Origin of the sequence: Pseudomonas sp. 18.1.10, assembly GCF_024655625.1 — a bacterium.
GTDB lineage: Bacteria > Pseudomonadota > Gammaproteobacteria > Pseudomonadales > Pseudomonadaceae > Aquipseudomonas.
Genome location: NZ_JANLGL010000138.1, coordinates 1 through 16,642, shown reverse-complemented (window position 1 = coordinate 16,642; position 16,642 = coordinate 1). Strand labels below are relative to the sequence as shown.

The following is a 16,642-nucleotide window of genomic DNA, read 5'->3' as shown; positions in this document are numbered from 1 at the left end:
GTCACAGATGCATGGACTGACACACCGCATTCGCGAGCAAGCCCGCTCCCACATTGAACCTCATTCAAATGTCAGAGGGCCGCAGCATCCACGATCCGGTTGCGCCCGGTGTGCTTGGCCTCATACAGCGCCTGGTCCGCACTCAACAACAGCGCCTCCAGCGACAAACGGCTGCGCTTATCCCAGGTGCTCAAACCAATGCTCACCGTAATCGGCCGCGCATCCCCCGCCACCCGCGGCAAATGTTCGATGCTGCTGCGGATATGCTCGGCGATCACCTCGGCGCCCTTGGCATCGGTGTGCGGCAGCACCACCGCGAACTCTTCGCCGCCATAACGTGCCGCCAAGTCGGCGGGGCGGCGGATATTGGTGCCGATCACCTGGGCCACGCTGCGCAACGCTTCGTCACCGCCATGATGGCCGTGGCGGTCGTTGAAGGCCTTGAAGTGGTCCACGTCGATCATCAACAGCGTCAGCGGCTCGGCCGAGCGTTGCGCACGGTCCCATTCCAGGCGCAGGCGCTCATCGAGGATACGGCGGTTGGCCAGGCCGGTGAGGGCGTCGGTGGCTGCCAGTTCTGACAGCACCCGCTCGGTGCGATAACGGCGGCGCAGCTCCCGGCGCAGCATCCAGGTCAGCCACAACAAGCCGATGCACAGCACGCCGGTGGCGCCGGCGGTCAGCAGCGCGGCGCGTTCCCAGGGCGCGAACACGTCTTCGCTGGACAAGGCCACCACCACAATCAGCGGCAGTTCACCGACATTGCTGAAGGTGTACAAGCGTTCCTTACCGCTCATGGAGGAGATCGCCCGGAAACTGCCTTCACCTTCACGCAGCATGCGTTTGAAGTTGGGGCGATCGCTGAGGTCCTTGTCGATCATTTCCCGTTCCAGCAACGGCTGCTGGGCGAGGAGAATGCCTTGGGTATTCATCAGGTTGACGGTACTGCCATTGCCGATGGTCAGGCGATTGAACAACTGATCGAAATACGCCAGGCGCATGGTTGCCACGGCCACACCGGCAAATTCCCCGTCCGGCCCCGATACCCGCCGGCTGAACGCGATGCGCCAGACTTGATCGCAGGCACAGCGGATCTTGAACGGTCGGCTGATAAACAGCCCCGCCTGGGCATTGTTCTGATGGACCTGGAAGTAATCGCGGTGGGCGAAGTTGCGCGGCGACGGCCACAGCGTCGAAGAGTCGGCAACCACCGCGCCGTTGGCGTCCAGCAACAACACTTCGCCTTTGAAGGGCGCCGCCGTGGATTGATCAAACTGCACCAGGTGGCGGATATCCGCAGGCACCTGCGCCAAGTCCTTGCGTGTGGTGGCCGCGATCAGCCCTTGCAGCGCCAGGTCGTAGAGTTCGACGTTACGCAGCACATCGGCATTTATCAGTTGGGTGATGTTGGTGGTGGCGCGCTTGGCCGCCTGCAGGGTGCTGGCGTGTTCGCGGATCAGCAGCGCCGCGACGATGACCATGATAAGGGCGACCGTGAGGCCACTGCCCAGCAGCAGCAATAGCTCTGGGCGCAAAGGCAGGGTACGACCACGGTCTTGGCTCATCGGGCAGACTTCAGCACTGGGAATGCTGGCAGTTTAGTGCTACCCGATGAAAATTAAATAGTTGGTTAAGAAAGAAAGTGCGCGGCTTAGAACACGTTGATCGGGTAGTCGACGATCACGCGGTATTCATCCACGTCATTGTCTACCGCCGAATAGCCACGGCTGCCACGGTTGGTCGCCCATTGCAGGCGCACGGCCAAGTCCTTGGCCTTGCCGCCTTGCACCACATATTTGAGGTCGATATCCCGTTCCCAATGCTTGGCGTCCTTGCCATCGGCGCTGTACCAGCGGCTGTAGCCACGGCTTTGCGGGTCGACTTTGGTCAAGTCGGTCTTGCCGCTGATGTAGGACACGGCCGAGGTCAGGCCAGGCAGGCCGAGGCCGGCGAAGTCGTAGGCGTACTTGAGTTTCCACGAGCGCTCGTTGGGGCCGTTGAAGTCCGAGTACTGCTGGGAGTTGTCCAGGTACACGCTGTCGCCCTGGGTGATGTAGTCGAACGGTGTGTTGCCGTTGACCCGCTGGTAGGCGGCGGTGACGCTGTGATGACCCACGCCGACGGTGAAGTGCAGGCTGTAGGTGTTGTTGTCGATATCCCCCAGCAGCGATTGGCCGGTGTCCTGGGTGTGGTAGTAGTGCAGGCCCGGGTTGAGGCTGACCAGGTCGTTCAGGGCGTAGGTGTAGTCCAGGTCGTAGTAGTACTGGTTCCACACATCCTTGAGTTCGGAAGCGTAGAGGTTGCTGGTCAGCCCGGGGATAGCGCTGAACGACACGCCGGCCCAGTTGATGTGCTGGGCGTCGGTATGGCTGGGCAGGGCGCCGTAGCTGGTGCCGATGCGCTGGTGGCCGCTCTGGTTGTAAAGCTTGGTGAAGCTGGCCTGGCCGCCTTCGAACATCCAGCCGTCGACGCTGTGATTGTTCAGGCTGACGCCGCGAAAGGTCTGCGGCAGCATGCGTGTCATGCCGCCGGCGATCACCGGGTTGTTGAGGAACAGGTCGCCGGCCTTCAACTCGGTGTCGAATGCGCGCATTTTCAAGGTGCCGCCGGCGGTCGAGAACGAGCCGGGCGCCTTGCCGTTGCCACCGCCGTAGGGAAGGATGCTGGAGCCGTCGGTGCCGCCGCCGCCGTCGAGCTTGAGGCCGAGCATGGCGTGGGCGTCCAGGCCAAAGCCGACGGTGCCTTGGGTGTAGCCGGATTCAAAGGTGCCGAGAAAACCCTGGCCCCATTCCTTGCTGTCATCGGTGTGAGTGTCGCGACGGTCGCGGTTCATGTAGTAGTTGCGGGTGTTGATCGTGAGGTGGGAGCCTTCGACGAAACCGTCGGCGGGGGTGGTGTCTGCCGCGTGGGCGAGAGGGGCGATCGTTGCTGCAATCGCCAGGAATAGCGGGGTGAACGTCAGCGAGTTCTTCACCGGTGGAGCTCCTTTGGTCAATCGAAAGCGGCCATGTCGTGGGGTGTTCCTGGCCTTTTTTACGGCAAAAAAAAGCCGCTGAAGTCAGCGGCTTTAAAACAGATTCCCAGTGTAGAGCCCTGGAAATAAGTCGAGGGAAATTCGGGTAAGCGGATAACTGTCTTTGCCGTCGCGCTCATCGGTGCGTCAAATTAACGCAGGCGAGCGGTGCGATACAGAGTGTAACAAGATAATGACTGTTGCCCAAATCGCAACAGTCAGCACAGCAGTCATCACAATGGAGATCTACTGTGGGAGCAGGCAAGCCAGCTCCCACATTTTGACCGAGGTGTTCAGACGGGCAGGGTAATGCCAAAGGTATTGCCGCCGCCGTCGCTGCGTACGAACACGTCACCGCCATGCATCAACGCAATCGCCTTGACGATGGCCAGCCCCAGGCCGTGATTGCCGCCGCTGTTGCTGCGCGACGCGTCCACGCGATAGAACCGCTCGAACAGCCGTGGCAAGTGTTCGCTGGCGATCACGTCGCCAGGGTTGGTTACCGCGATTGCCACCCGGTTCGCCTGCACGTCGATCTTCACGTCGATGACCTGCCCCGGCGCGGTGTGCTGCACCGCATTGCTCAGCAGGTTGATTAATGCCCTGCGCAAGTGGGCTCTTTCGATGTGTACCGTGGCGTCACCGCGTACGCGCACCTGGACCTGGGCGTCTTCAAGGACGAAGTCCAGGTAATCGAGGGTGGTTGCCACTTCATCGGCCAGTGAGCTTTCGATCAGCTTGGTGGCCTTGCTGCCCTGGTCGGCGCTGGCGAGGAACAGCATGTCGTTGATGATCGAACGCAGGCGTTCCAGTTCTTCGAGGTTGGATTGCAGCACCTCGAAGTAATGCTCCGCCGAGCGCCCGCGCGTCAGCGCCACTTGGGTCTGGCCGATCAGGTTGGTCAGCGGCGAGCGCAGTTCGTGGGCCACGTCGGCGTTGAACGATTCCAGGCGCGAATAGGCGAGCTCCACGCGATCCAGCGTGGCGTTGAACGAGTTGACGAACTGGCTCAGCTCCGGCGGCAGTGGTGACAGTTGCAGGCGCCCGGAGAGTTTGGGAGGGGCGAGTTTTTGCGCTTCATCCGAGAGTTTGCCCAGAGGCTTGAGGCCGATTCGCGACACCCAGAACCCCAGCAGCGCGGCCAGCACCACACCGACAAATGCCAGGCCGATCAGGGCCATCAGCAAATGATGCTGGGTGGCGTGGAAGTTCTCCGTGTCGATGGCAATGATGAAGCGCAAGGGCGGCCGCTGGTCCTTGGCCGGAAACTGGCTCAACAGGGCCTTGAAGGGATGATCGTGCCCCGGCATCAGCAAGTCGCGCTTTCCGCTATTGCCCTCGGCAAAGGCGCGGACCTGCGCATCCGGGTTGCCATATTCGTAAACCGGATCGCTGCTCACCACCCAGAAGCGGATGCGCTTGTCTTCTTCACTGAGCAGCTTGAGCTTGGTGGTGATCTTGGCCCAGTGGTCGGGCGTGCCGAAGCGGCCCACCGACGACTCCAGCACGCTGTAGCGCGCATCCAGTTCCGCCTCTGGCAACAGGCCCAGGCCTCGGTCCACCTGTTGGTACAGCGCACCGCCGATCAACATGAAAATCAGCAGCGCCACCAGGGTGAACATGCCACTCAGGCGCAAGGCGATGGAATTAGCCGACACTGCGACTCTCCAGCACATAACCCATGCCTCGGATGGTGTGCAGCAGTTTTTGCTCGAACGGTCCGTCGAGCTTGGCACGCAGGCGCTTGATCGCGACTTCCACCACATTGGCGTCGCTGTCGAAATTGATGTCCCAGACCATCTCCGCAATCGCCGTCTTGGACAGGATCTCGCCCTGGCGCCGCGCGAGCACGCTGAGCAGCGAGAACTCCTTGGCGGTCAGGTCCAGGCGCAGGCCATTGCGACTGGCCTTGCGGCTGATAAGGTCGATCCACAAGTCGGCGACCGTCACCTGCACCGGTTCATGGCCGCCGCTGCGGCGGGTCAGGGCTTGCAGGCGCGCCACCAGTTCCAGGAAGGAAAACGGCTTGCCCAGGTAATCATCGGCGCCTTCACGCAGGCCGCGTATGCGGTCTTCCACGCGTTCGCGGGCGGTGAGCATGATTACCGGCGTCTGCTTGCGTGCGCGCAACGCACGCAAGACGCCAAAGCCGTCCAGGCCTGGCAGCATCACGTCGAGCACGATCACCGCGTAGTCGTTTTCCAGCGCCAGGTGCAAACCCTCGACGCCTTCACGTGCCACATCGACGGTGTAGCCTTGCTCTGTCAGGCCGCGGTGCAGGTAGTCCGCGGTTTTTTCTTCATCTTCAATAATCAGGACGCGCATGAGCCTTTTTTTCCAGGACGGGGCCTAGGCCTTAATGTGTGGTCGCCAGCTCAAGCGCTGGTTTGGGCCTGTGGAAGAACTTCTCAAGGTACAAGTATATGACTGGTGTGGTGAACAGCGTCAGCGCCTGGCTCACCAGCAGCCCGCCGACCACCGCGATACCCAGGGGCTGGCGCAACTCGGCACCGGCGCCGTAGCCGAGCATCAGCGGCAAGGCGCCGAGCAGGGCGGCCAGGGTGGTCATGATGATGGGGCGAAAGCGTGTAATGCAGGCTTCGAATATCGCGTCCTGCGGGGATAACCCGCGCGTGCGCTGGGCCTCCAGGGCGAAGTCGATCAGCAGGATGCCGTTTTTCTTGACGATGCCGATCAGCAGCACCAGGCCGATCAGGGCCATGATCGAGAAATCCTGGCCCAGCAGCCACAACATGACCAGCGCTCCCAGGCCCGCCGAGGGCAGCGTCGAGATAATGGTCAACGGGTGCACAAAACTCTCATACAGCACGCCGAGGATGATGTAGACCGCCACCAGCGCTGCCAGGATCAGCCACGGTTGGCTGGCCAGCGAACTCTGGAACGCCTGCGCCGCACCCTGGAAGTTGCCGATGATCGAGGCGGGCATGCCGATCTCGTTCTTCGCCTGGTTGAGCAGGATCACCGCATCCCCCAACGCCACGCCGGGCGCCAGGTTGAACGACAGGTTGGCCGCCGGGAACATGCCGTCATGGCTGATGGACAATGGCCCGACCGTCGGTGCATCCACCGTGGCCACTGCCGACAGCGGCACCATTTCATTGGTCAGCGGCGAGCGCAGATAGAAGTAGTTCAGGCTTTCGGCCCGGCCGCGCTGTTGGGTGTCCAGTTCCAGCACCACCTGGTATTGGTTGATTTCGGTCTGGAACTCATTGACCTGGCGTTGCCCGAAGGCGTCGTACAGCGCCTGGTCGATGTCGGTGGCCGTCAGGCCGAAACGCGCGGCGGCGCGGCGGTCGATGCTGATGTGGGTGATGCTGCCGCCCAGTTGCAGGTCGTTGGAGACATCACGAAAGGCCGGGATGCCGCGAAGTTTCTCGGTGAGGCGCTGGGTCCAGGTGTTCAACGTGGCCCCGTCGTTGCTTTTGAGCACGTACTGGTACTGGCTGCGGCTGGGGCCGGAACTGAGGTTGATGTCCTGGCCTGCACGCAGGTACAGGACAATCCCCGGTACCCTGGCAAGCTTTGGCCGAATGCGGTCGATGAATTCGCTGGCGGAGACGTCGCGGTCGCCGCGATCCTTGAGGGAGATCCAGAAACGGCCATTGGCGATGGTCTGGTTGCTGCCGGTCACCCCCACGGCGTGGGAGAAGGCCTGGATCGCCGGATCGGCCTTGAGGATTTCCGCGAGGGCCTTGTGTTTGGCGACCATGTCCGGATACGACACGTCCGCAGCGGCTTCGCTGGTACCCAGGATAAAACCGGTGTCCTGCAGTGGGAAAAAGCCCTTGGGGATCAATACGTACCCGGCGACAGCCATGCCCAGCGTCAGCCCGAAGATGCCAAGCATGGTGCGCTGATGTGCCAGGGCCTTGCGCAGGTACTTTTCATAGCCCGCCAGCAGGCGCTCGCCAAAACCGGGTTTTTCCTGGGGGCGATGGGTCGGCGCTTTCATGAACAGCGCCGCCAAGGTGGGGGCAAGTGTCAGGGAGACCACCACGGAAATGAGGATGGTCGAGGTGGCCGTCAACGCAAATTCCTTGAACAGCCGCCCGACGACGCCGCCCATGAACAGCAGCGGAATGAACGCCGCCACCAGGGATACGCTGATGGAGACCACGGTAAAGCCGATCTCGCTGGCGCCCTTGATTGCCGCGTCGCGCTTGTCCAGTCCGGCCTCAAGGTGACGATGGATGTTCTCCACCACCACAATCGCATCGTCCACCACAAACCCCACGGCGATCACAATGGCCACCAGGGTGAGGTTGTTGAGGCTGAACCCCATCACGTACATCAGGGCGAAACTGGCGATCAGCGACACCCCCAGCACGCTCGACACAATCAGCGTCGCCGACCACTGGCGCAGAAAAATCGCCATGACCCCGATCACCAGCAGCACGGCGATCAGCAGGGTCAGTTCAACTTCGTGCAGGGAGGCACGGATGGTGGTGGTGCGGTCGATCAGGACGCTCAGCTCGACCGACGCCGGCAGCATCGCTTGCAGGCGAGGCAGTTCGGCCTGGATGCGTTCAACGGTCTCGACAATATTGGCGCCGGGCTGGCGGGTAATCACCAGGTTGACCCCGGGAACATCGCCCGCCCACGCCTGCACGTAGGCGTTTTCCGAGGCTTCGACCACCTTGGCCACGTCGCGCAATTGCACGGGGGCGCCGTTCTTGTAGGTGACGATCAGGTCGCCGTAGTCCTCGGCGTGAAACAACTGATCGTTGGTCGAAAGGGTGGACACGCTGTTTGCGCCGTACAGCGCGCCTTTGGCCAGGTTCAGGCTCGACTGCTGGATCGCCAGGCGGATATCGGCCAGGGTCAGGCCGATGGCGGCCAGCCTGTCCGGCGAGGCCTGGACACGGATCGCCGGGCGTTGCTGGCCGGTGATATTGATTTGGCCAACACCGTCGATCTGGCTGATTTGCCGGGCCAGCAGGGTTTCGACCAGGTCGCTCAGCTGGGTGCCCGGCAAGTCGTGGGAATTGATACTGATGACCAGCACCGGGCTGTCGGCCGGGTTGACCTTTCTCCAGGTCGGCAGGCTTGGCATGTCACTGGGCAACTTGCCGGAGGCGGTGTTGATCGCCGCCTGTACTTCCTGCGCGGCGGTGTCGATGCTTTTGTCGAGGGTGAATTGCAGGGTCAACACGCTCGTGCCAAGGGCGCTGCTGGACGTCATCTGGGACATGCCGGGGATGGCGCTGAATTGCACCTCCAGCGGGGTGGCCACCGACGACGCCATGGTGTCAGGGCTGGCGCCGGGCAATTGCGCGGAGACCTGGATCGTAGGGAATTCCGCTTGCGGCAGTGGGGCGATGGGCAGTTTCGGGAAGGCGATCAGCCCGAGCAGCACCATGGCGAAGGTCAGCAACAGGGTGGCGACCGGGCGATCGATGCACCAGGCGGAGATAGAGCCCCGCGACGTCATGGCAGCACCTTGGCGTCAGCGGTCTGGATCACGTGGGATGGCTCCTTGAGGATCTCGACCTGGACACCGGCCTTGAGCCGCGACTGGCCATCGCTGACCAGCACATCACCGACCTGGATGCCCTTGAGGATGTTGCGGTCGCTGTCTTGGTACACCACCTGCACCGGCACGATTTCTACCTTGTCGCCGTTGACGCGGTACACGAAGTGCGAGTCCAGGCCGCGTTGTACCACGCTTGGCGGGACGGCGAGGGCGTTGCGGTCGAGGGCGGTCTGGATCTTGACGGTCACCAATTGGCCTGGCCAGAGTTTCTGCGCGCTGTTGCCGAACTCGGCCTTGGCGCGGATGGTGCCGGTCGTGCTGTTGATCTGGTTGTCGATCAGGCTCAGGCGGCCTTGGCCGAGCAGTTCGCTGTTTTCACCGTCGGTATTGGCGCCCAGGTAGGCGCCGACGAAGGCCGGGTAGCTGGCGGCAATCAGGCCTTGAAGCGTTGGCAGCATTTGCTGCGGTAAAGAAAATTCGATGGCAATCGGATCGATCTGGGTGACCGAGAACAGCCCCTGGGCATCGCTCATCCGCAGAAAGTTGCCTTCATCCACCGTGCGAATACCGACCCGGCCTGTGACCGGCGAGCGTATCTGGGTGTAGGAGAGTTGCACCTGGGCAGCGTCGATAGCGGCCTGGTTGCCTTGTACCGTCGCCTTCAATTGGTTCACCAGCGCCTGTTGCTGGTCGTAGGTCTGCTTGGACACGCCGTCATCGACGCTCAGATCCTTGTAGCGCTTGAGGTTGACCAGCGCCACTTGCAGCTGCGCCTGGCTTTGCCCCAGTTGCGCGCGCGCCTGGTCGAGGCTGGCGCGGATCGAGCGGTCGTCGATAGTCGCCATCAGGTCGCCCACCTTCACCCATTGACCTTCCTTGACCAGCAGTTGCGTGAGAATGCCGTCGATCTGCGGGCGGATCACCACACTGTGCAGCGACAGCACCGAACCCAGGCCCGTGACGTAGCGTGGCAGATCCTGCTCCACGACTTTCATCACCCGTACCGGCACGGCGACGGAGGCCACCAGCTTGGTCTTGGCCGGTCGGGTCAGTGCCCAGGCAGCGACAACCAGTACCGCGAGGACTCCCACAATCACGACAGTTTTTCTTCTGATGATGTTCATGCTGTAAGGCGCCAGTACAGGGGGTGGAGAGAAGGGAGGGTATTTATAGCGTGCAGACCCGGTCAGTAAAGTGACCGCTATCTGACAGCCACGACAGTTAGCTCCCGACCATTCGTATGACGCTGGTCAAAGATCAGAGGCGCGCAGGTATACTTCCTACCACTGTGGCTCGTAATTGGGGTCCGCAACATTTTCTGCATGCTTCGGAGCGCTCATGACTTCCCCGACACAATCCCCTGCCGAGACGACTGACCTCGTCGATTCGACCAGCGCCGACGGCGTTGAAAAAGCCGAGATTCCGGCATTCAAGTTTCCGTTTAAACCGGGTGAACTCGCAGGGGCCAAGCATGCTGCCCAGCCTTGGTACAAAAACGGTGCGAAGAACGGTCATACCAAGTCCCCCGGCATGGCCCCCCCTGGTACTCGCCGTTCCATGGGTAAACGTTAAGAGTAAAGATCACGCGCTGTAGTGGCTATTGCCTACCGCTAGCGCTAACTTTTCTGATTGTGGGTTCATGTCCTTTTTTTGAAAGCTTTCACGCCACTTGCTTCACCCCACTGTTCCAGTGGGGGCTGGAGGCGGTTGACGCTGGTCTTTCTGGAAAAGGATGTTCCACATGGCACCCATCTACCTACGCGTTTCCCTCGGCTTGCTGTTGTGGCTTGTGTCCGCCAGTGTTGTGGCCGATGAACCGGCGCGGCACGAAATCCGCTTCGCCGTCGTCGCGCAGTTCCCTCCGTTCCAAAGCCGTGACCCGCAAGGGCAGATGGTGGGGTTGAACATCGACTTGGGCAACGCGTTGTGCCAGCAGCTCAATGTGCGTTGCATCTGGGTCGATCAGGTCCTGATGGAGAACTTTCCGGCGCTTGAAGCCCGGAAGTTCGACGCGATCATGGGCATGGCCGCGACGTCCAGACGGCGCCGCTGGGTCAGTTTTACCGACGACCTCTATCCATTCACCACGCGTCTGGTGGCGCGCAAGGCATCCGGCTTGCTGCCGACCAAGCAGTCACTCAAAGGCAAGCGTGTCGGGGTATTGCTGAAGAGTAATCGCGAGGCCTTTGCCCTGTCGAAGTGGGCGCCTGCGGGGGTGATCGTCAAGAGTTTCTGGCTTAACGACGAACTGGTGCGCAGCCTGGTGGCAGGCGAGATAGATGCGACGTTGCAAGGCACCGTGGAAATCCGCGAGGCCCTGCTCGACACCGCCGATGGCGAGGATTTCGACTTTCTCGGCCCCGAAGTCTCGGCGCAGCTGTTGGGCAACGGCGTCGCGATAGCGGTGCGCAAGTCCGATATGACGCTGCGTGCCGACCTCAATCGCGCCCTCGAGCAACTGATGCACAACGGCGAGTACCAGCGGATCATCCAGCCCTATCGCCTGGACGCCCTCCCTCACGCCACGCAATGATGGCGAATTAATTGCGCAGAACATGCGCTGGATCAGTATTTGCCCCCTCCGTGCGCTTAGAGTCGGTCGCCCTGCCGACTCCTTCAATAATCACGAGCGCGCTTATCCATGAAAATCAATCTGCCGGTCACCGGTCGAAGTGTGGACTTTGCCCCTGACGCCAATATCCTCTCGACCACCGACCTGACCAGCGCGATTACCTACGCCAACGAGGACTTTATCAACGTCAGCGGCTACCGCCGTGAGGAGCTGATCGGCACGCCGCATAACCTCCTGCGGCATCCCGATATGCCGGCCGCGGCGTTCGCGCACATGTGGAAAACCCTGAAAAGCGGGCGCTCGTGGATGGGCATGGTGAAAAACCGTTGCAAGAACGGTGACCACTATTGGGTCAGCGCCTACGCCACGCCGGTCACTCGCGATGGCGTGACGGTGGAGTATCAATCGGTGCGCACCAAACCCGATGCGCGCAGGGTGGTGGCGGCCGAGCGTGCCTACTCGCGATTGCGGGCGGGCAAGCACCGGCGGTTGCCGAGTTTCGGCCTGGGGGCAAAATTGATGGCCTGGGTGGCCGCTACCAGCGGCGTGACCTGGGCGCTGGGGCTGGGTTTAACCACCTACTCGCTGGCCTGGCAACTGCTGGCATTGGTGGCTGGCTGCGCGGTCGGCGCGGTGGGGGTCAAAGCCATCCTGCGGCCCTTGGCACAATTGAATCAACGCGCGCGCGCAATCGCCGACAACCCCTTGAGCCAGGTGATCTACACCGGACGCGATGATGAATGCGGGCAGATCGAGTTCGCCCTGCACATGCTCGAAGCCCAAGTGGGCTCAGTGGTCGGGCGGATCGGCGACGCGTCCCTGCGCTTATCCGGGCATGCGGCGCAACTGGTCGAGCAGTTGGGCAACAGCCACACCAGTAGCCTGGGCCAGCAGACCCAGACCGACCAGGTCGCGGCGGCGATCCACCAGATGGCGGCGAGCGTGGCCGAGGTAGCCAACCATGCCGTCGCAGCCTCGAAGGCGGCCGACCAGGCGGGCAATGAAACCCGTGAGGGCCATCTGCGGGTGGATGAAAGTCGCGATGCGGTGTTGCGCCTGTCCCAGGAACTGGCCCGCGCGACTGAGGTGATTCATCAACTGGAAAGTCACAGTGGTGAAATCAGCGGTGTGCTGGAGGTGATCCGCACCATTGCCGAACAAACCAACCTGCTGGCGCTCAATGCCGCCATCGAAGCGGCGCGAGCGGGCGAGCAGGGCCGTGGTTTTGCCGTGGTCGCCGATGAAGTGCGCGGCTTGGCGCAACGCACCCAGCAATCGACCAACGAAATCCAGCGCATGATCAGCACCCTGCAAGGCGGCGCGCGGGATGCGGTGCAGGCCATGGCGCAAAGCAGCGAGCATGTCGATGCCAGCGTCGAGCAGGCGCAGCGGGCGGCAGCGGCCCTGGACGGGATCAGCCAGCGTGTTGGCCAGATCACCGCCATGAGCCAGCAGATTGCGGCGGCGGTGGAGGAACAAAGTGCGGTGAGTGAAGATATCAATCGCAACATCGTCGGCATTCGCAATGCCGGGGAGGCCACTGTCAGTGCGGGGCAGCAGAGCCAGCTCAGTTCTGGGGATGTGGCGGCGTTGGCGGAGGATTTGCGGCAGTTGGCGCAGGAGTTTTGGGGGAAGCGGCACTGACTGGAATTTGTAGTGAATGTGCTGCCGTCTTCGCGAGCAAGCCCGCTCCCACAATTTGACCGAATCGACTTTCAGAAAATAATAAGAAACCGGAGAACAACTCATGTCTTTAAGCGTGTTCGACCTGTTCAAGATTGGCATCGGCCCCTCCAGTTCCCACACCGTTGGCCCGATGCGCGCCGCCGCTCGATTCGTCGAGGGCCTCAAGCGCGACCACCTGCTGGGCACCACCACCTGCGTCAAGGTGGAGCTCTATGGCTCGCTGGGCGCCACCGGCAAAGGCCATGGCAGTGACAAGGCCGTGTTGCTGGGCCTGGAAGGCGAACACCCCGACACCGTGAATACCGAAACCGTGGCTGCCCGCCTGGCGCAGATGCGCAAGGACGGCCGCCTGAATTTGCTCGGCGAACACAGCATTGCGTTCAACGAGAAAGAACACCTGGCGATGATCCGCAAACCCCTCGCCTACCATCCCAACGGCATGATTTTTCGTGCCTTCGACGCCGCCAACATCCAGATCCGCAGCCGTGAGTACTACTCGGTCGGCGGTGGTTTTGTGGTGGATGAAGACGCCGCCGGCGCCGACCGCATCGTCGAAGATGCCACACCGCTGACCTTCCCGTTCAAGCACGCCAAGGACCTGCTCGGCCATTGCACCACCTACGGGCTGTCCATCAGCCAGGTCATGCTGACCAACGAAAGTGCCTGGCGCCCTGAAGCCGAAACCCGCGCCGGGCTGCTGAAGATCTGGCAGGTGATGCAGGACTGCGTGGATGCGGGCTGCCGCAACGAAGGCATCTTGCCCGGTGGCTTGAAGGTCAAGCGCCGCGCGGCGGCGTTGCATCGCCAATTGTGCAAGCACCCGGAATCGGCGCTGCGTGATCCGCTGTCGGTGCTGGATTGGGTCAACCTCTACGCGCTGGCCGTCAACGAAGAAAACGCCAACGGCGGGCGCGTGGTGACGGCGCCCACCAACGGTGCGGCCGGGATTGTGCCGGCCGTGCTGCATTACTACATGCGGTTTATCCCCGGTGCGAATGAGGATGGCGTGGTGCGCTTCCTGCTCACCGCCGCCGCCATCGGCATTCTGTACAAGGAAAACGCCTCGATCTCCGGCGCCGAAGTCGGCTGCCAGGGTGAAGTCGGCGTGGCCTGCTCCATGGCCGCCGGCGCCCTGTGCGAAGTGTTGGGCGGCACGGTGTCCCAGGTGGAAAACGCCGCCGAGATCGGCATGGAACACAACCTCGGCCTGACCTGCGACCCGATTGGCGGGCTGGTACAGGTGCCCTGCATCGAGCGCAACGCGATGGGCTCGGTGAAAGCCATCAATGCCGTGCGCATGGCCTTGCGCGGCGACGGGCAGCACTTCGTGTCCCTCGACAAGGTCATCCGCACCATGCGCCAGACCGGCGCCGATATGAAAAGCAAATACAAGGAAACCGCCCGTGGCGGTTTGGCGGTCAACATTATCGAGTGCTGACGCCTCAAGGCGCGCCAGCACGTTTTTCAGGAGCTGAACATGTCCACCGAAACCCTGTTGAAAACCCCATTGCACGCCCTGCACCTCGAACTCGGCGCGCGCATGGTGCCCTTCGCCGGCTACGACATGCCGGTGCAATACCCCTTGGGCGTGATGAAAGAACACCTGCACACCCGCGATCAGGCCGGGCTGTTCGACGTGTCCCACATGGGCCAGATTCGCCTCACCGGCGCGAATGCCGCCAAGGCCCTGGAAACCCTGGTGCCGGTCGACATCATCGACCTGCCGGTGGGCATGCAGCGGTATGCGATGTTCACTAATGACCAGGGCGGCATCCTCGACGACCTGATGGTGGCCAACCTGGGTAACGACGAGCTGTTCCTGGTGGTCAACGCCGCGTGCAAGGACCAGGACCTGGCGCACCTGCGCACACACATTGGCGAGCAGTGCAGCATCGAGCCGTTGTTCGAAGAACGTGCCCTGCTCGCCCTGCAAGGCCCGGCGGCGGTGAAGGTGCTGGCGCGCCTGGCACCGGAAGTGACCAAGATGACCTTTATGCAGTTCGCCACCCTGCGCCTGCTGGGTGTGGAGTGCTACGTCAGCCGTTCGGGCTACACCGGTGAAGACGGCTTTGAAATTTCCGTGCCCGCTGCCAACGCCGAAAGCCTGGCCCGCAGCCTGCTGGCCGAGACCGAAGTACAGGCCATCGGCCTGGGCGCCCGCGATTCCCTGCGCCTGGAAGCCGGCCTGTGCCTGTACGGCCACGACATGAACACCGAGACCACCCCCATCGAAGCCAGCCTGCTGTGGGCGATCTCCAAGGCCCGTCGCGCCGATGGCCCGCGTGCCGGTGGTTTCCCGGGTGCCGATCGCATCTTCACCCAGCAGCAAACCGGCGTGAGCCGCAAGCGCGTGGGCCTGCTGCCACAAGAACGCACACCCGTGCGTGAAGGCGCAGAGATCGTCGACGAACACGGCAGCGTGATCGGCAACGTGTGCAGCGGCGGCTTTGGCCCGACCCTCGGCGGCCCGCTGGCCATGGGTTACCTGGACAGCGCATTTGTCGCACTGGATACCGAAGTGTCTGCGTTGGTACGTGGGAAAAAGGTGCCACTTCGTGTAAGTAAAATGCCATTTGTGCCACAACGTTACTATCGTGGCTGATTGGTTGTTCCTATAAGTAACGCGGTTGCGTTAACGCGCACTAGTTTGTAACGCAACCGCCATAAAACAGTGCATTGACGATAGTCAATGCAATGGGGAACAACCTATAACAAGTGAACAACTCTATCGAATAAGCCAACAGCAACGCGGTGAAAAAAGTGTCATATACCTCAGCAAACGCTGGGGTTTTGGCAGGGCTTGTATTTTCTCCATTAGTTGGCGTAGAGTTTGCCCACTGTGTTTGCATGGGTCGCTTTGAACCTGGACCTGGGCAGTAGCTGAAGTAGTTGCGCTACAACCCGTTCGACGTCTTACTTTCCTGCAATCCAGCCCAGTACTCTTTCATGCGAAAGAAGCTGTCATTAATTTTTAGCGTCAAGGAAATAAGAAAATGGCTGAACGTCAGAGCGGTACCGTCAAGTGGTTCAACGACGAGAAAGGGTTTGGTTTTATCACTCCAGAAAGCGGTCCGGATCTGTTCGTGCATTTCCGCGCTATTCAGGGAAACGGCTTCAAGAGCCTGAAAGAAGGCCAAAAAGTGACCTTCATTGCAGTGCAAGGCCAGAAAGGCATGCAGGCCGATGAAGTACAAGCAGAAAACCACTGAGTTCTTCTGCGACAAAAAGCCCCTGACATGACATCAGGGGCTTTTTTTTGCCGGTTCTTCCGTACTATGGGTTTTTTCTCCAGAGAGCCCTGCCATGTCCAAATCCCTGCTGAGCCCCCAGGGCGAATTTCCCGCCGTTGGCCTGGGCCGTCGTCTGGCAGCGATGTTCTACGACTTCCTGCTGTGCACCGCGCTGCTGATCGTCACCGCGTTTATCTACAAGCTGGTGTGGATGGCGTTTATCGGCGAAGCCAGGATGCGCACCCTGACTGAATCCGGTGCGCTGGACGGCGACCCGTTGCTGTCAACGATCCTGTTGTTTGTGGTGTTTGGTTTCTTCGCCAAGTTCTGGACCCATTCCGGGCAGACCCTGGGCATGCAGGTGTGGGGCGTGCGCGTACAGAACGCGGATGGCTCGCGCATCAGCCTGTGGCAGGCGCTGCTGCGGTTTGTGGTGTCGATTGCGTCGTGGCTGTGCGTGGGGCTGGGGTTTGCCTGGTCGCTGTTTGATAAGCAAAAGCGCAGCTGGCATGACATCTATTCGGATACGCAGTTGGTGCGGATTCCGAAGCAAAAAAAGTAATCCCAGACTAGTGAAAATCCAAATGTGGGAGCGGGCTTGCTCGCGAAGGCGGAGTGTCAGTCGCAAGATTGATTGACTGATACAC

Annotated in this window: 13 protein-coding genes and 1 pseudogene; 8 read left to right on the top strand and 6 right to left on the bottom strand. The window is 61.4% G+C overall.

Features of this window, described 5'->3' with window-relative positions; translation table 11 throughout:
- Positions 1-71: 71 nt before the first annotated feature.
- The 6 genes from NUV89_RS20635 to NUV89_RS20610 all read right to left on the bottom strand — a co-directional run bounded on the left by NUV89_RS20635 (position 72) and on the right by NUV89_RS20610 (position 9,631).
- Positions 72-1,565 (bottom strand): sensor domain-containing diguanylate cyclase, encoded by a 1,494-nt coding sequence (locus NUV89_RS20635; protein WP_257782757.1) that lies wholly within the window; start codon positions 1,563-1,565, stop codon positions 72-74.
- Positions 1,566-1,651: 86 nt separating this feature from the next.
- The gene (locus tag NUV89_RS20630; protein ID WP_257782756.1) at positions 1,652-2,974 is read right to left on the bottom strand and encodes an OprD family porin; all 1,323 of its coding nucleotides are present in this window, start codon (positions 2,972-2,974) and stop codon (positions 1,652-1,654) included.
- Positions 2,975-3,306: 332 nt separating this feature from the next.
- Positions 3,307-4,671 (bottom strand): heavy metal sensor histidine kinase, encoded by a 1,365-nt coding sequence (locus tag NUV89_RS20625; RefSeq protein WP_257782755.1) that lies wholly within the window; start codon positions 4,669-4,671, stop codon positions 3,307-3,309.
- The gene (locus tag NUV89_RS20620) at positions 4,661-5,338 is read right to left on the bottom strand and encodes a heavy metal response regulator transcription factor (RefSeq protein ID WP_017738686.1); all 678 of its coding nucleotides are present in this window, start codon (positions 5,336-5,338) and stop codon (positions 4,661-4,663) included. Before NUV89_RS20620 ends, NUV89_RS20625 begins: the two co-directional genes overlap by 11 nt.
- Before the next feature lie 31 nt (positions 5,339-5,369).
- Entirely contained in the window at positions 5,370-8,465 is a 3,096-nt protein-coding gene (locus NUV89_RS20615; RefSeq protein ID WP_257782754.1) for a multidrug efflux RND transporter permease subunit, read from the bottom strand.
- The gene (locus NUV89_RS20610; RefSeq protein ID WP_257782753.1) at positions 8,462-9,631 is read right to left on the bottom strand and encodes an efflux RND transporter periplasmic adaptor subunit; all 1,170 of its coding nucleotides are present in this window, start codon (positions 9,629-9,631) and stop codon (positions 8,462-8,464) included. The genes NUV89_RS20615 and NUV89_RS20610 overlap by 4 nt, the downstream gene beginning before the upstream one ends.
- Before the next feature lie 214 nt (positions 9,632-9,845).
- Here NUV89_RS20610 and NUV89_RS20605 point away from each other — a divergent pair, with 214 nt between their 5' ends.
- The 8 genes and pseudogenes from NUV89_RS20605 to NUV89_RS20575 all read left to right on the top strand — a co-directional run bounded on the left by NUV89_RS20605 (position 9,846) and on the right by NUV89_RS20575 (position 16,557).
- On the top strand, positions 9,846-10,079 hold the full coding sequence (locus NUV89_RS20605) for a hypothetical protein (protein WP_257782752.1): 234 nt from the start codon (positions 9,846-9,848) through the stop codon (positions 10,077-10,079).
- Between the two features lie 169 nt (positions 10,080-10,248).
- The gene (locus NUV89_RS20600; RefSeq protein ID WP_257782751.1) at positions 10,249-11,040 is read left to right on the top strand and encodes a transporter substrate-binding domain-containing protein; all 792 of its coding nucleotides are present in this window, start codon (positions 10,249-10,251) and stop codon (positions 11,038-11,040) included.
- 108 nt (positions 11,041-11,148) lie between these two features.
- A pseudogene (locus tag NUV89_RS29985) lies at positions 11,149-11,430 on the top strand (PAS domain-containing protein); the annotation flags it as partial.
- Positions 11,431-11,664: 234 nt separating this feature from the next.
- Positions 11,665-12,723: a methyl-accepting chemotaxis protein gene (locus NUV89_RS20595; protein WP_374684530.1), complete on the top strand. Its 1,059-nt coding sequence runs from the start codon at positions 11,665-11,667 to the stop codon at positions 12,721-12,723.
- Positions 12,724-12,826: 103 nt separating this feature from the next.
- Positions 12,827-14,203, top strand: coding sequence for an L-serine ammonia-lyase (locus NUV89_RS20590; protein ID WP_257782749.1), 1,377 nt, complete (start codon positions 12,827-12,829; stop codon positions 14,201-14,203).
- 39 nt (positions 14,204-14,242) lie between these two features.
- A complete protein-coding gene (gcvT, locus tag NUV89_RS20585) occupies positions 14,243-15,367 on the top strand; it encodes a glycine cleavage system aminomethyltransferase GcvT (RefSeq protein WP_257782748.1) in 1,125 nt (374 codons plus the stop codon).
- A 391-nt stretch (positions 15,368-15,758) separates the two neighbouring features.
- Positions 15,759-15,974: a cold-shock protein gene (locus NUV89_RS20580; RefSeq protein ID WP_257782747.1), complete on the top strand. Its 216-nt coding sequence runs from the start codon at positions 15,759-15,761 to the stop codon at positions 15,972-15,974.
- A 94-nt stretch (positions 15,975-16,068) separates the two neighbouring features.
- Positions 16,069-16,557: an RDD family protein gene (locus NUV89_RS20575; protein ID WP_257782746.1), complete on the top strand. Its 489-nt coding sequence runs from the start codon at positions 16,069-16,071 to the stop codon at positions 16,555-16,557.
- Positions 16,558-16,642 lie beyond the last annotated feature (85 nt).

Excerpts from the sequence above, each read along its gene's own strand:
- NUV89_RS20635 (WP_257782757.1), bottom strand. The coding sequence starts at position 1,565 with ATGAGCCAAGACCGTGGTCGTACCCTGCCTTTGCGCCCAGAGCTATTG.
- NUV89_RS20620 (WP_017738686.1), bottom strand. The coding sequence starts at position 5,338 with ATGCGCGTCCTGATTATTGAAGATGAAGAAAAAACCGCGGACTACCTG.
- NUV89_RS20615 (WP_257782754.1), bottom strand. The coding sequence starts at position 8,465 with ATGACGTCGCGGGGCTCTATCTCCGCCTGGTGCATCGATCGCCCGGTC.
- NUV89_RS20610 (WP_257782753.1), bottom strand. The coding sequence starts at position 9,631 with ATGAACATCATCAGAAGAAAAACTGTCGTGATTGTGGGAGTCCTCGCG.
- NUV89_RS20605 (WP_257782752.1), top strand. The coding sequence starts at position 9,846 with ATGACTTCCCCGACACAATCCCCTGCCGAGACGACTGACCTCGTCGAT.
- NUV89_RS20600 (WP_257782751.1), top strand. The coding sequence starts at position 10,249 with ATGGCACCCATCTACCTACGCGTTTCCCTCGGCTTGCTGTTGTGGCTT.
- NUV89_RS20590 (WP_257782749.1), top strand. The coding sequence starts at position 12,827 with ATGTCTTTAAGCGTGTTCGACCTGTTCAAGATTGGCATCGGCCCCTCC.
- gcvT (WP_257782748.1), top strand. The coding sequence starts at position 14,243 with ATGTCCACCGAAACCCTGTTGAAAACCCCATTGCACGCCCTGCACCTC.
- NUV89_RS20580 (WP_257782747.1), top strand. The coding sequence starts at position 15,759 with ATGGCTGAACGTCAGAGCGGTACCGTCAAGTGGTTCAACGACGAGAAA.
- NUV89_RS20575 (WP_257782746.1), top strand. The coding sequence starts at position 16,069 with ATGTCCAAATCCCTGCTGAGCCCCCAGGGCGAATTTCCCGCCGTTGGC.